This window comes from Crossiella sp. CA-258035, assembly GCF_030064675.1.
Taxonomy (GTDB): Bacteria; Actinomycetota; Actinomycetes; order Mycobacteriales; family Pseudonocardiaceae; genus Crossiella.
In genome coordinates, this window is the sequence record NZ_CP116413.1 from 1417177 (window position 1) to 1431303 (window position 14127).

The following is a 14127-nucleotide window of genomic DNA, read 5'->3' on the forward strand; positions in this document are numbered from 1 at the left end:
ACGGGCACCGCGATCATGACGCGAACGTGCGGCCGGTCACTGTCCGCCGAAGGTCAGGCCGGTGGCATTGGCCAGGAAGGACAGGGTGTCGGCGGTCAGTGAGACGGTGCGGGAGATCGAGCGGGTGCTGTGGCCCACGTCGGTCTCGCGGCGGAACAGGATCGGGTGGGTGGCCGGGTCGCCGCTGGTGGCCGCCTGCAGGGCGGCGCACATCTTGCGGGCGTGGCAGGGGTCCACGCGGGAGTCGGACTCGAAGACGGTGAACAGCACCGCCGGGTAGGCCACGCCCGGCCGGACGTGGTGGTACGGCGAGTAGGACAGCAGCCACTCCAGCTCGCCCGGGTCGGCGGCCGAGCCGTACTCGTCCTTCCAGATGCGGCCGATCAGGAACTCCTCGTAGCGGACCATGTCCAGCAGCGGGGCCGAGCAGACCACCGCGCGGTACAGCTCGGGGCGCTGGGTGATCGCCGCGCCCATCAGCAGGCCGCCGTTGGAGCCGCCCTGGATGGCCAGCTGCGGGCTGGTGGTCCAGCCGGTGGCGATCAGGTGTTCGGCGGCGGCGTGGAAGTCGTCGAAGGTGTTCTGCTTGTTCGCCCGCATGCCGCCCTGGTGCCAGGCCTCGCCCTCCTCGCCGCCGCCGCGCAGCGAGGCCAGCGCGTACACCCCGCCCGCCTCGACCCAGGCCAGCGCGGAGGCGCTGTAGGACGGGGAGTAGCTGATGGAGAAGCCGCCGTAGCCGCCGAGCAGGGTGGGCCGCGGCCGGTCCGGCTCGGCGGCGGGGGAGAGCACGAACATGTGCACGGTGGTGCCGTCGGCTGAGGTGTAGGCCAGCTGCCGGGTGTGCACCGGGGGCACCTCGACCGAGCCGGGCGCGGACTCCAGCAGCTCGGTGACGCCGGTGGAGCGCACGTGCCGGTGCACGCTGGGCGGGGTGACGAAGTCGGTCCAGCCGATCCACAGCGTGTCCGCGTCCGCCGTGGTGAGACTGTCCACTGTGGAGAGTCCGTGCACGGATCCGGTGCCGGGCAAGGGGATCTGGGTGAGGTGGCTGCCGTCGGCCGGATCGTGCAGGTGCACCTCGGAGACCGCGTGGCGGCTGCGCAGCACGGCGAGCGAGCCGTCCAGCCAGCGGGCGGTCTCCAGCACCGAGCCGGGGTCCTCGGCGATCAGCTCGCGCCAGTGCTCCTGGCCGGGCTCGGCCGGATCGGCCACGCACAGCCGCCAGCGCGGGGCGCCCAGGGTGGTCAGCAGGTAGAGCCTGCCGTCGCGCTCGACCCAGGCGGTGCAGTAGGCGCTGTCCACCTCGTCCACGATCTGGCGCAGCTTGCCGTCACCGGCCAGGTCGGCGATCCAGACCGACTCCTTGGGCGCGGTGCCGGGGGTGGCGTCGACCACCAGCCAGCGCCCGTCGGCGGACAGGCGCACGCCGTAGTAGTTGGTCTTGTCCAGGCCCTCGCCGTGCACCAGCTCGTCCTTGGCCGGGTCGGCACCCAGCCGGTGCCGCCACACCCGCCGGTGGAACAGCTCCTCGCCCGCGGGCACGGCCTCCGGTGCCAGGCGGCGGACGTAGTACAGCTCCTCGCCGCCGGGCAGCCAGGCGATCGGGGAGTTGCGGGCCCGGTCGATCGGCCCGTCCAGCACCCGGCCGGTGGCCACGTCGACCACGTGCAGCTGGGACTCCTCGTCGCCGCCGCTGGAGAGCAGGTAGGCGAGCTTGTCGCCCTCCAGGCTGGGCACCCAGTAGTCCAGGGTGGTCAGGCCGGAGGGGTCCAGCGCGGCCACGTCGATCAGCGCGCGCTCGCTGCAGTCGGCCTCCCGCACGTGCAGCACCGAGTGCTCCTGGCCGGGCAGGCGGCGGGTGAAGAAGGCCCGGCCGTTGCGCCAGAACGGCGCGGACACCGACCCGGACCGCAGCAGCGTGCCGACCCGCTCGGCCACCGCGGCGCGACCGGGCAGCTCCGCCAGCAGCGGGCTGACCAGCGCGTCCTGCGCGGCCGACCAGGCCTGGGTGCGTTCATCGGCGGCGTCTTCGAGCCAGCGGTAGGGGTCCGGCACCCGGTGTCCGTGCAGCTCGTCGACCAGGTCGAGGCGCTCGGCGGGCGGGTAGGTCGAGGCTGCGGGACGCGACTGGCTCACGATCGGAACAGTACCGATACAGGCTTGTCACTCCACCGGTTAGCCGCTCGTTCACCGTAGATTCGGGCGAGCCTGCCCGACACGTTACAGATCACAGGTGCGCGAATAGCGCATTATGTGGTCGACTACGTGTTGACCCGGTGGAGGTGGTCGCGTGCCCGACCGACAACCGACTCCCATCGGCGTAGCCGGTGGGCAGACGCCGCGGGTCCGTTCGTCCTCGAACGGGGTCCCGCCGGCCTTGGCCGCGTGCGTTCCTGTGCCTGCGCAGGAACGGGCGGCCCCTAGCGAGACGACCCCTGGCTGGGGCCGACGCCGTGTGTTGTTGCTGAATGCCACCTTCGAGCCGCTGACGGCCCTCCCGGTGCGCCGAGCGATCGTACTTCTTGTCTGCGGCAAAGCGGAAATCGTCCATGGAGACACCGCCGGCCTGCAGGTTCACTCCGCCAGCGAGACCGTCGCGGTGCCCTCGGTGATCAGGTTGAGCACTTTCGTCCGGGTGCCCTACCGAGGCCGCATCCCGCTGACCCGCGCCGCCCTGATGCACCGCGACCGGTTCCGCTGCGCCTACTGCGCCGGCCGGGCCGAGACCATCGACCACGTGGTCCCGCGCAGCAAAGGCGGCCAGCACACCTGGGAGAACACGGTCGCCTGCTGCGCCAGGTGCAACCACCGCAAGGCCGACAAGCTGCTCAGCGAGCTGGGCTGGCGGCTGCGGGTGGTGCCGAGGACCCCGCGCGGACAGCACTGGCGCCTGCTCGCCGGTGTGCCCGACGCGGACCCGCAGTGGCTGCCCTACCTCGGCGAACCCGCCGCCTGACCCGGTCGTTCAGGCCGCCACGGCCAGCGCGGGGGCCTGGGCGCTGATCCGCACGCCATCGGCGGCGCTGATGCGCACGCCGTCGCGAGCGCTGATGCGAACCCCGGCGCGCCCGGAGATCCGCACGCCCGCCTCGCCGCTGATGCGGACGCCGTCGCGGGCGGAGATCCGCACCCCGCGCTCAGCGCCGCTGATCCGCACCCCGGCCTCGCCACTGATGCGAACCCCGGCCTGACCGCTGATCCGGACACCGTCCTGGGCGGAGATGCGCACGCCCCGCTCGGCCCCACTGATCCGCACGCCTGCCTCGCCGCTGATGCGGACGCCGTCGCGGGCGGAGATGCGCACGCCCCGCTCGGCCCCGCTGATCCGCACCCCTGCCTCGCCGCTGATCCGCACACCGTCCCGGGCGGAGATCCGCACGCCCCGGTCCACGCCGCTGATCCGCACACCCCGCTCCGCCGAGCTGATCCGCACCCCACGCTCGACCCCGCTGATCCGCACCCCCGAAGCCGCACTGATGCGCACTCCGCGATCGACTCCGCTGATGCGCACGCCGTCACGCACCGTGTCCGCCGAGCTGATCCGGACACCCGCCCGGCCGCTGATCCGCACCCCTGCGTGACCGGAGACGCAAACGTCATCAACGGCGCTGATGCGTACCCCGGCGCGCCCGCTGATCCGGACGCCATCAAAGTTGCTGATGCGCACGCCTGCATTGCGGATGAGTGACCGCTTACCCGAACGGGTGTGGTCGTTGCTCTGTTCGAGAGTCTTGATATCCGACATGTTGGCGTCTCCCATCGGTGGGATGCTGCTCTGCGTGGAAGAGTCTGCGTGCACAAGACCCGGATAGGTGAAAAGTAGAAGCCTGGCTCCCCGCAGACAAGCCGCCAAAGCGGCCGCCATTTGCCGCTGTTCGGATCGGGGCCGACTGGCCCAGTGAGCTGGGCCGGTCGAGTGGCTTCGGGGCCGTGGTGCGTCGCGGGTCACACTTCCGGGTTACCTTCCGCGGCCTCCGGCCGAAACCTGGCGAATACCCGCGAACGGCCGCACGGGGACCACTGCCAGCGCAGCCGGGACGCACCATCTACAGTTGCCGCCGTGACCGTCCTGGAGACCATCCTCGTCTTCGCGGGGATCCCGTTGGCGCTGTACCTCGGGATCACCCTGCTGACGATGTGGCCTAACTCCAGCCGGGGCCAGCGCTACCGGCCCGGCCAGGAGTGGCCCCACGAGCCCGTGTGGTGGAGTGCCAACCCCGCCGGCCTGACCACGTCTGCCGCCGCCGCGGCGCAAGACAACGAGGCGGCCGCGACCGCCGTCACCGCTCGGGGAGGTGCCCGTGGCAACTGGTGAGGTGGCGACCCGCGTCGACCCCGAGGACCTGGCCTTCGGCGAGGCGCTGATGCCGCACGGCCGGGTCTCCTCGGCCAGGCACATCAGCGACAACGGCCCGAAGCTGCCGTTCAGCCCGACCCAGCTGGCCACCCTGGACGAGGCGCTGACCCTGTCCAGCCGCAGCTCCGGCCTGGACTTCAGCATCTACCTCGGCGACCTCGGCGAGGACACCCGCGCCCGCGCGGAGCAGCTGCACGGCTCCCTCGGCACCAAGGCGGCCAACGCGGTGCTGATCGCGGTGTCCCCCGGCCAGCGCGTGCTGGAGATCGTCACCGGCGCGGAGTCCGGGCGCAGGCTGGCCGACCGCGGCTGCAAGCTCGCGGTGATGAGCATGGTCGCCTCCTTCAAGGAGGGCGACCTGCCCGGCGGCCTGGTCAGCGGACTGCGCATGCTGGCCGACCAGGCCGGTCCCAAGCAGCACTGACCAGCTGAAACGTCAGCGGCGGCGTTCCCATCGGGCTGATGGGAACGCCGCCGCTGCTGCGTTCAGGCGTCAGGAGCGGTCGAACTCACGGGCGGCCAGCGCCCGCACGATGCCCGCGCGGCCCTCGTTCACCAGGCGGAGCAGGGCCGGCGGGTGCTCGCCAGCGGCGATCCAGGCGTCCGCGGCCTTGACCGTGGCCTCCTCCACCGCCCAGGACGGGAACAGTCCGATCACCACCGGCATCGCCCGGTCGCTGCCGCGGCGCTGCCACACCTCGGACACCTCGGCGAAGTAGCGGCCGGTGTAGCCGGCCAGCAGCTCCTTCTGCCCGGGGTGGGAGAAGCCGTTGATCAGCGACTCGTTGGTGGAGTTGGACAGCTCGTCGTCGTGCACGGCCCGCCGCCAGGTCTCCGCCTTGTTCTCCTCGGTCGGGATCAGCGCGGTGGCCAGCTCCGCCTGCCGCTTGCCGGTGGCGGTGGCGTCCCGCGCCAGCTCGGCGGCGATGTCGGTGTCGTCGGCGCGGGCGTGTGCCACCAGGGCACGGAGGATCCGCCAGCGCAGGTCCGCGTCCACGGTCAGGCCGTCCAGCACGGCGGTGCCGTCGTACCAGCCCTGCAGCACGGCCAGCTCGACCTCACCGAGCACCGAGGAGGTCAGCGCGTTGGCGAAGGCCAGCTGGTGGTCCGAGCCCGGCTCCGCGGTGCTCGCCAGGTCCAGGACGCGGGTGGAGAAGCGGGACCAGCCCTCCGGCCGCCACGCCGGGTCGGCGTAGGAGGACAGCGCGGTCTGGGCCTGCGCGAGCAGCCGCTGCACCACGCCGACCTCGGTCTCGGCGTGCACGCCGCCGAGCACCAGGGTGACGAAGTCGCGGGCCTTCAGCTCGGCCTCGCGGGTCATCTCCCAGGCCGCCGACCAGCACAGCGTGCGCGGCAGCGGCTCGGTGATGTGCGCGATCCGGTCGATCAGGGTGACCAGCGAGTCCGGGTCCAGCCGCATCGTGCAGTAGGTGAGGTCGTCGTCGTTGACCAGCACCAGCTTGCCGCGGTGCACGCCGACCAGCTCGGGCACGTCGGTGCGCTCGCCGTCCACGTCCACCTCGACCCGGTGCACCCGCGACAGCTTGCCGTCGGCGTCCTCGTCGTAGATGCCGATGGCCAGCCGGTGCGTGCGCAGCTCACCGGCGCCGGGCCGGGCGCCGCCCTGCAACACCGCGAACCTGGTGAACCTGCCGTCCGCGCCCACCTCGAACCGGGCGCGCAGCGAGTTCAGCCCGGTGGTCTGCAGCCACTGCGCGCTCCACCAGGACAGGTCCCGGCCGGATGCCTGCTCCAGCGCGACCAGCAGGTCGGCCAGGGTGGCGTTGTCCCAGGCGTGCTTGTCGAAGTACACCCGCAGCCCGGCCAGGAAGTTGTCCAGGCCCACGTAGGCCACCAGCTGCTTGAGCACGCTGGCGCCCTTGGCGTAGGTGATGCCGTCGAAGTTGACCTCCACGGCCTCCAGGTCGGGCATCTCGCAGGCGACCGGGTGGGTGGAGGGCAGCTGGTCCTGGCGGTAGGCCCAGGACTTCTCGATGTTGGCGAAGGAGGTCCAGGCGTGTTTGTACTCGGTGGCCGAGGCCTGCGCGAGCACACTGGCCCAGGTGGCGAAGGACTCGTTCAGCCACAGGTCGTCCCACCAGCGCATGGTGACCAGGTCGCCGAACCACATGTGCGCCATCTCGTGCAGCAGCGTCTCGCACCGGCGCTCGTAGTCGTAGCGGGTGACCCTGGAGCGGAAGATGTACTCCTCGCGGAAGGTCACGCAGCCCGCGTTCTCCATCGCGCCCGCGTTGAACTCCGGCACGAAGCACTGGTCGTACTTGCCGAACGGGTAGCGCACCCCGAAGGCGTTGTTGAAGAACTCGAAGCCCTGCTTGGTCTCGGTGAACAGCCGCTCGTGGTCGGCGAACTCGGCCAGCGAGGCGCGCACGTACAGCCCGAGCGGGATCTCGCCCTCGCTGTCGGTGTAGACGTCGCGCCACTCCGCGTACGGACCGGCCACCAGCGCGACCAGGTAGGTCGACATCGGCTTGGTGGTCTCGAAGACGTGCCGGACACCGCCGTCGACCTGCTCGGTGGACTCGGTGGCGCTGTTGGACAATACCTTCCAGTCCGCGGGCGCCAGCACGGTGAGCTGGTAGACCGACTTCAGGTCCGGCTGGTCGAAGCAGGCGAACATGCGCTTGGCGTCCGCGGTCTCGAACTGGGTGTAGAGGTACACCCCGTCGTCCACCGGGTCGACGAAGCGGTGCACGCCCTCACCGGTGTTCATGAACCGGCAGTCGGCCTCGATGACGAGCTCGTTGCGCTCGGCCAGGTTCGGCAGCGTGATCCCGTCCTCCTCGCGGAAGTCGGAGACGTCCAGCTCGACGCCGTTGAGCACGGCCCTGCGCACCCCGGCGGCCACCAGGTCGACGAAGGTCTGGGCGCCGGTCTCACGGCTGGCGAACCGCACCGTGCTGGTCGAGCGGAACGTGTTCTCGCCCGGCCCGCCCGCTCCGTCGGTGAGGTCCAGCTCGATCGCGTAGGACTCCACCTCCAGGAGGGCGGCACGCTGCTGTGCCTGCTCGACCGTGAGGTTCGGTGCGGCCACGGGTCACCTCGTGTTCTTGCTATTGGGGATGCACGACGTCAGGCATCAAACCACGAACGTCGAAACGGTTTCCCGCTCCCGGGAAGAGTTCGCCCCCGCGCGCGGTTGGTAGCAGGCAGGACGTGCTGCCCGAGGCTCGTCAACAGCCATAAACCGAAAGAGGCGTCATGAGCGCTGAGACCCCCCGAGTCGACTTCTACTTCGACCCGCTCTGCCCGTGGGCGTGGATCAGCTCGCGGTGGATCCTGGAGGTCGAACAGGTCCGCGACATCGACTTGCACTTCCGGGTGATGAGCCTGTCCGTGCTCAACTCCGGCCGCGACGTGCCCCCGGAGTACCAGGAGCTGCTGAACAAGGGCTGGGGCCCGGTCCGGGTGGCCATCGCCGCCGCCAAGTCCCACGGCGAGGACGTCCTCCGCCCGCTGTACACCGCGCTGGGCACCCGCATCCACAACGAGGGCCGCGGCGACGACCTGGACGGCGTGATCAAGGAAGCCCTGGCCGAGCTGGGCCTGCCCGCGGAACTCGCCGAGGCGGCCCACTCGACCGACCACGACGAGGCGCTGAAGGCCAGCCACCACGCCGGCATGGACCCGGTGGGCATGGAGGTGGGCACGCCGACCATCCACGTGGACGGGGTCGCGTTCTTCGGGCCGGTGCTGTCGAAGATCCCGAGGGGCGAGGATGCGGGAAAGATCTTCGACGGGGCTCGGCTGCTGGCCGGGTATCCGCACTTCTTCGAGCTGAAGCGGACGCGGACCGAGGACCCGGACTTCTCCTGAGGCTGAGCGGGGGACCGCTTTCCGGCGCGTGCTGGAGGGCGGTCCTTCGCCTTTGCGGCTGAGGCGGGGCCGGGCGGGGGTTGAGGTTGGGCTCTGTGCCGATCCAAGCGGCGGCCGCGTGGCGGTCAGCTTTAAGACGACCGGTCATATTCAGCGCTGCACTGAGCCCGCGCCGAGTTTGGCCTGTGCTGCACTGGGCCTGGCTGGCCGGGCCGGGTTGGACTGGCCGGGCTGGGGCCGTGCTGAGCTGGGCGGACAAGGGCTGGCTGGGGCGGGTCGGGCTGGTTGGGCCGGGCAGGGCCGGGTTGGTTGGCGGGCGCCCTCAGGAGGCCCTCTCGCTGAATATGACCGGTCGTCTTGAGTGCGAGCCGAATATGACCGGTCGTCTTAAAGGAGCCGGTCCGGTCCGTCTTCGGCCTGGTCCCGCCTCAATGTGACCGGTCGTCTTAGTGAGACCGCGACACGCACCCGCGCCGAGCCGCCACCTGACCGGACCCGGCCACCCACCCCCGCTCCCGCCCAGCGCCACCCTTCCAGTCCTTTGTGGACACCCAGCGCCCCCGATCCCCACCCCGCGCCATGACACCCTGACCCCATGGCGAACGAACTCATCGAAGTGATCAACCCAGCCACCGAACAGGTCATCGGCTCCGTCCCGGCCGGCACCGCCGCCGACGTCGACGCCGCCGTGCGCGCCGCCCACGCCGCCTTCCCCGCCTGGGCGGCGACCCCGCTGGCCGAGCGGGCCGAGCTCGGGCGCCGGATCTCCGCCGGAGTGGCCGCGCGGCGGGACGAGCTGGCAAAGCTGATCACCGCGGAGATGGGGTCGCCGATCAGCTTCTCCACCAGGGTGCAGGCCAGTTTGCCGGTGTCGGTGGCGACCGGGATCGTGGACCTGGTCGACAAGGGTTACGACTTCAGCGAGGAGATCGGCAACTCGCTGGTGTTGCGCGAGCCGATCGGCGTGGTGGGCGCGATCACGCCGTGGAACTACCCGCTGCACCAGGTCGTGGCGAAGGTGGTGCCCGCGCTGGTCGCCGGGTGCACCGTGGTGCTCAAGCCGAGTGAGGTGACTCCGCTCACCGCCGAGGTCTTCGCCGAGATCGTGCGCGAGGCCGGCGTGCCGGACGGGGTCTTCCACCTGGTGCACGGGTACGGGCCGACGGTGGGGGAGGCGATCGTCGCGCACCCGCTGGTGGACATGATCTCCTTCACCGGGTCGACCGCGGCTGGGCGGCGGATCTCCGCGGTCGGGGCCGAGACCGTGAAACGGGTCTCACTCGAGCTGGGCGGCAAGTCCGCCAACATCATCCTGGACGACGCGGACCTGGCCGGTGCGGCGAAGCAGGCCATCGCGCACTGCTTCATCAACAGCGGGCAGACCTGCACCGCGCGCACCAGGGCGCTGATTCCGGCGCGGCTGCACAACGAGTTCGTGGGGCTGCTCGCCGAGGCCGCCGCCAAGTACGTGCCGGGCGATCCGACCGACCCGGCCACCAGGATCGGCCCGATGGTCACCAAGGCCCAGCAGGAGCGGGTCCAGGGCTACATCCGGCAGGGCATCGCCGAGGGCGCCACGCTGGCCGTGGGCGGCCCGGAGACCCCGGCGCACACCCCGGTCGGCTACTACGTCCAGCCGACCGTGTTCGCCAACGTGCGCAACGACATGGTCATCGCCCAGGAGGAGATCTTCGGGCCGGTGCTGGCGGTGCTGCCCTACGCCGACGAGGACGACGCGGTGGCCATCGCCAACGACTCCATCTACGGCCTCGCCGGTTCGGTCTACTCCGCCGACGCCGACCGCGCGCTGGCCGTGGCCAGGCGGATGCGCACCGGGCAGGTGGACGTCAACGGCGGCGCGTTCAACCCGGTGGCGCCCTTCGGCGGCTACAAGCAGTCCGGCAACGGCAGGGAGATGGGACTGCACGGGCTGGAGGAGTTCACCGAATTGAAGGCCATCCAGCGTTAACCGGGTCAGTCATCCGCTCGTGTCACACTCGTAGGTGACCGGATGGGGCCGCCGCCCCCTCCCCACTCAACGGAGCGTGGACGAGTTGGCGATTAGCGTCTTTGAGCTGTTCAAGATCGGTATCGGGCCGTCGAGCTCCCACACGGTGGGACCGATGCGGGCCGCATGCACGTTCGCCAACGGCCTGAAGGCGGATGGGCTGCTGGCCGACACGGCGACCGTGCGCTCGGAGCTGTTCGGCTCCCTGGGCGCCACCGGCCACGGGCACGGCAGCGACAAGGCGGTGCTGCTCGGCCTGGAGGGCGAGGACCCGGAGACGGTGGACACCGCCTCGGTCGAGCCGAGGGTGGCCGCCATCCGCGAGCAGCGCCGGATCCGGCTGCTGGGCAGCCACGAGATCGCCTTCGAGGAGCGGACCGACCTGGTCATGCACCGGCGCAAGTCGTTGCCGTACCACCCCAACGGCATGACCTTCGCCGCGCTGGACGCCTCGGGGCAGGAGCTGCGCAGCCGGACCTACTACTCGGTCGGCGGCGGTTTTGTGGTGGACGAGACCGCCGCGGGCGCCGACCGGATCAAGGTCGACGACACCCCGGTCCGGCTCCCGTTCCGCAACGGCGTGGAGCTGCTGGAGCGCACCATCGAGACCGGCCTGCCGATCAGCGGCGTGATGCTGGCCAACGAGCTGGCCTGGCGCACCGAGGCCGAGGTGCGGGACGGCCTGCTGCACATCTGGCAGGTCATCCAGGACTGCGTGCGCAGCGGCTGCGCGCGCGAGGGCACCCTGCCCGGCGGGCTGAAGGTGCAGCGCCGCGCGGCCGGGCTGTTCCAGACCCTGTCCAACGAGCACTACACCACCGACCCGCTGCGGGTGATGGACTGGGTGACCCTGTTCGCGCTGGCGGTCAACGAGGAGAACGCGGCAGGCGGCCGGGTGGTCACCGCGCCCACCAACGGCGCGGCCGGGATCGTGCCGGCGGTGCTGCACTACTACGCCCGGTTCGTGCCGGGCGCCAACGACGACGGCGTGGTCCGCTTCCTGCTGACCGCGGGCGCGATCGGCCAGCTGTTCAAGGAGAACGCCTCCATCTCCGGCGCCGAGGTCGGCTGCCAGGGCGAGGTCGGCTCGGCCTGCTCGATGGCCGCGGCCGGCCTCACCGAGGTGCTGGGCGGCACCCCGGAGCAGGTGGAGAACGCCGCGGAGATCGCCCTGGAGCACAACCTGGGCCTGACCTGCGACCCGATCGGCGGCCTGGTGCAGATCCCGTGCATCGAGCGCAACGCGGTCGCCTCGATCAAGGCCATCACCGCCTCCCGGATGGCGCTGCGCGGCGACGGCACGCACTTCGTCTCGCTGGACAAGGCGATCAAGACCATGCGCGAGACCGGCGCCGACATGAAGGTCAAGTACAAGGAGACCGCGCGCGGCGGCCTGGCCGTCAACGTCATCGAGTGCTGAGCCGCCGCCCTGGTGAGGGGCCGGGGCGGGCCGTTTTGAGGCTGTGGAAGGCAAGCACGCGGATGCCCTGGAAGTGAACTGGGCGTAGCCGACTGTCGCCACCCATCTGTTTCCGGACGGCATCACCCTGTAGCGTCATGGCCGCTCGCTCTGTCCACGAGGCCTGCTCGTGGGTGGCGCGGGGGTGAGACGGGACCACTGCCATTGGTGGTACCGCTCGCATTGACGAGGAGTTTTATGGCAACCGGCAAGGTCAAGTGGTTCAACGCGGAAAAGGGCTTTGGCTTCATCGCCCAGGACGGCGGCGGACCTGACGTGTTCGTGCACTTCTCGGCCATCCAGGGGTCCGGTTACCGGTCCCTGGAAGAGAACCAGGCCGTGGAGTTCGAGGTCGTTCAGGGCCCCAAGGGTCCTCAGGCGGACCGGGTCAGCGCGATCTGATTCCGTTCACGACGCACCGCGGGCCCGCATCCGATGGGATGCGGGCCCGCGGTTTGTCCGGACAGGTACTGGCTAGTCCCAGTCCCAGCGCACGCCGTAGATGCCGGGCGAGACGTCCAGCGAGACGAAGTGCGCGGTGTTGGAGGCGCCCACCCACAGCTCCTGCACGTCCTGCTCGGGCGCGTTGGCCAGCTGGCGGTGGTAGCGGAAGCAGCGCGCCGGGACCATCGCCGGGTCGAAGTGCACCTGGAGCACGTAGTCCCGGGCGGGGGTCCGGAAGCGCCGGTCGTAGAAGTGCGCGGGAGTGGTCGACTGGCACTCCAGCTCGAACTCCATGATCGTGGTGTCCCCGGCGGAGAGCACCCGGTCGAGCACCAGCTCGGCCACCATGAAGTTGCTGTCCGGGTCGAAGCGCACCCGGCCCAGCCGGCAGTACCGGGTCGAGGTGATCAGCGGCGCCGGGCGGTCCGGGTCGTCGCCCCGGTAGTAGAGGAAGTGCCGGGAGACCTTGTCGACCTCGGCGCGCACCACCTCCCGCACCCGCAGGCTCTTCTCCGAGCGGTCCGCGCCGAGCAGGTAGGTGTCGTGCACGCTCAGCCGGGTCAGCTGCGCGGTGGAGGGCACCTCCAGCCGCTCCAGCAGCTTGGTCAGGCCGTCGGGGGACTCCCACAGGCGCTCGGTGTCCAGGCTGCCGGGGGTGTGCGAGAGCCAGCGGCCGCGCGGTCGGCGCGGGCCGAGCAGGCTCATCAGTGAGTTCGCCGGCAGGCGCAGCACCTCTTCGAGGATGTGCACCCCGCGCAGCGAGTCCGGGCGCTCCGGGCGGCTGCGCCCGTGTCGCCAGTAGCTCAGCGTGGTCAGGCTGACCTTCACCCCACGCTGGGCGAGCCGGTACTGGATCCGGTCCAGGCTCAGCCCGCTTGCCTCGATCGCGAGGTGCAGGGCTCTGGAGAACGGGCCCTTCTGCAGCACTTCGGCCAGCTCACGGCTGGGTTCGGGCAGAGCGGGGGAGCCGTTGTACACCGGCCGGTGCGCAGTCGTGGTCGGCTGCGGCTCTTGGTGCACGAGCACCTCCTCGCCACGTGGCAGGTAATCACAGGGAGTCACCTACGACGCTGACTTGACACTTGTCACACGGAGCATAGTTCAGCTCACCGAGCCAGGCGAGGTGAAGCCCGATTGAGTAGGTACTGTCGGACTTTACGCAACAGACCGATGGCTCAGTGTCACAAGTATTTGGTGCTGCTAGGCGTGGCCAGAGTGATTGGTAACACTTTCGAGTGCATCTGCGGTGAAGTCTTCAGGGTACGGGGAGCGGCGCAAGGCCGCAGCGCGATCCAGCCGACCGGCGCTGACCTCGGCGCACAGCTCGGCCACCCGGCTCAGCTCGGCCAGCTGCTCCCGCACGAAGGCCCGGTCCACCGGCTCGCCGTGCCCCGGCACCACCACCGAGGGCTTGAGCGCCAGCACCTGCTCCACCGCGGCCGGCCAGGCCAGCGGCCAGGACCCCTTGAACGCCGGTGGCGCGCCCTGCTCGACCAGGTCGCCGGTGAAGACCACCGACACCTCGGGCAGCCAGACCAGCAGGTCGTGGTCGGTGTGCCCGTGCTCAGTGGGCAGCAGCTCCACGACCCGGCCGCCCAGGTCCAGCTCGGTCCGCTCGGCCACCGGATGGGTCGGCGGCACCGGCTCGGCGGCCAGGATCGCCTCGGCCACCTCGGGGCGGCCCTGCTCGCGGTAGTACTCGCTCCAGGCCTTCTTGTCCGCCTCGGCGCCCGCGGCCAGCGCGGGGCCGCAGCGGTGGTGCGCCCAGATCTCGCAGGGCGCGAAGGCCGAGGCGCCGAAGCTGTGGTCGAAGTGCGCGTGCGTGAGCACCACCCGCCAGGGCAGCGGGGTGACCTCGCGGACCGCCGCGGCCAGCTCCGCGCCCTGCACCCCGTCCCCCCTGGTGTCGATCACCAGGCAACCCTGCTCACCCAGCACCAGCCCGGTGTTGAGGTCCAGCTCGGTGTGCCTGCGGACCAGCACACCCTCGGCGACCTCGACCCAGCGACCGTCCACGACCCG

12 protein-coding genes are annotated in these 14127 nt (G+C 70.8%); 7 read left to right on the forward strand and 5 right to left on the reverse strand.

Features of this window, described 5'->3' with window-relative positions:
• Positions 1-36: 36 nt before the first annotated feature.
• Positions 37-2136, reverse strand: coding sequence for a prolyl oligopeptidase family serine peptidase (locus tag N8J89_RS06765; RefSeq protein WP_283663492.1), 2100 nt, complete (start codon positions 2134-2136; stop codon positions 37-39).
• A gap of 154 nt (positions 2137-2290) precedes the next feature.
• On the opposite strand from N8J89_RS06765, the gene N8J89_RS06770 reads away from it, so the two are divergent.
• Positions 2291-2956, forward strand: coding sequence for an HNH endonuclease (locus tag N8J89_RS06770; RefSeq protein WP_374213372.1), 666 nt, complete (start codon positions 2291-2293; stop codon positions 2954-2956).
• Between the two features lie 9 nt (positions 2957-2965).
• Here N8J89_RS06770 and N8J89_RS06775 read toward each other — a convergent pair whose 3' ends face one another.
• Positions 2966-3667, reverse strand: a complete 702-nt coding sequence (locus N8J89_RS06775) for a right-handed parallel beta-helix repeat-containing protein (RefSeq protein WP_283663493.1) — start codon at positions 3665-3667, stop codon at positions 2966-2968.
• A gap of 393 nt (positions 3668-4060) precedes the next feature.
• Here N8J89_RS06775 and ctaJ point away from each other — a divergent pair, with 393 nt between their 5' ends.
• Positions 4061-4315 carry an aa3-type cytochrome oxidase subunit CtaJ gene (gene ctaJ / locus N8J89_RS06780; protein WP_252486697.1) on the forward strand — a complete coding sequence of 85 codons (255 nt, stop codon included), beginning with the start codon at positions 4061-4063 and terminating at the stop codon, positions 4313-4315.
• Complete coding sequence (locus N8J89_RS06785; protein ID WP_283663494.1) at positions 4302-4781, forward strand: DUF5130 family protein; 480 nt, start codon at positions 4302-4304, stop codon at positions 4779-4781. The genes ctaJ and N8J89_RS06785 overlap by 14 nt, the downstream gene beginning before the upstream one ends.
• A gap of 69 nt (positions 4782-4850) precedes the next feature.
• Here N8J89_RS06785 and pepN read toward each other — a convergent pair whose 3' ends face one another.
• A complete protein-coding gene (pepN, locus tag N8J89_RS06790; protein WP_283663495.1) occupies positions 4851-7412 on the reverse strand; it encodes an aminopeptidase N in 2562 nt (853 codons plus the stop codon).
• Between the two features lie 167 nt (positions 7413-7579).
• Here pepN and N8J89_RS06795 point away from each other — a divergent pair, with 167 nt between their 5' ends.
• From N8J89_RS06795 to N8J89_RS06810, 4 genes are all read left to right on the forward strand, one after another.
• Positions 7580-8194: a mycothiol-dependent nitroreductase Rv2466c family protein gene (locus tag N8J89_RS06795; RefSeq protein ID WP_283663496.1), complete on the forward strand. Its 615-nt coding sequence runs from the start codon at positions 7580-7582 to the stop codon at positions 8192-8194.
• 595 nt (positions 8195-8789) lie between these two features.
• The gene (locus tag N8J89_RS06800) at positions 8790-10163 is read left to right on the forward strand and encodes an aldehyde dehydrogenase family protein (RefSeq protein WP_283663497.1); all 1374 of its coding nucleotides are present in this window, start codon (positions 8790-8792) and stop codon (positions 10161-10163) included.
• A gap of 85 nt (positions 10164-10248) precedes the next feature.
• Complete coding sequence (locus N8J89_RS06805; protein WP_283663498.1) at positions 10249-11622, forward strand: L-serine ammonia-lyase; 1374 nt, start codon at positions 10249-10251, stop codon at positions 11620-11622.
• A gap of 237 nt (positions 11623-11859) precedes the next feature.
• Positions 11860-12063, forward strand: a complete 204-nt coding sequence (locus tag N8J89_RS06810) for a cold-shock protein (RefSeq protein WP_185002108.1) — start codon at positions 11860-11862, stop codon at positions 12061-12063.
• Between the two features lie 72 nt (positions 12064-12135).
• Here N8J89_RS06810 and N8J89_RS06815 read toward each other — a convergent pair whose 3' ends face one another.
• Complete coding sequence (locus tag N8J89_RS06815; protein ID WP_283663499.1) at positions 12136-13125, reverse strand: hypothetical protein; 990 nt, start codon at positions 13123-13125, stop codon at positions 12136-12138.
• A 180-nt stretch (positions 13126-13305) separates the two neighbouring features.
• Positions 13306-14121 carry an MBL fold metallo-hydrolase gene (locus tag N8J89_RS06820; RefSeq protein WP_283663500.1) on the reverse strand — a complete coding sequence of 272 codons (816 nt, stop codon included), beginning with the start codon at positions 14119-14121 and terminating at the stop codon, positions 13306-13308.
• Positions 14122-14127 lie beyond the last annotated feature (6 nt).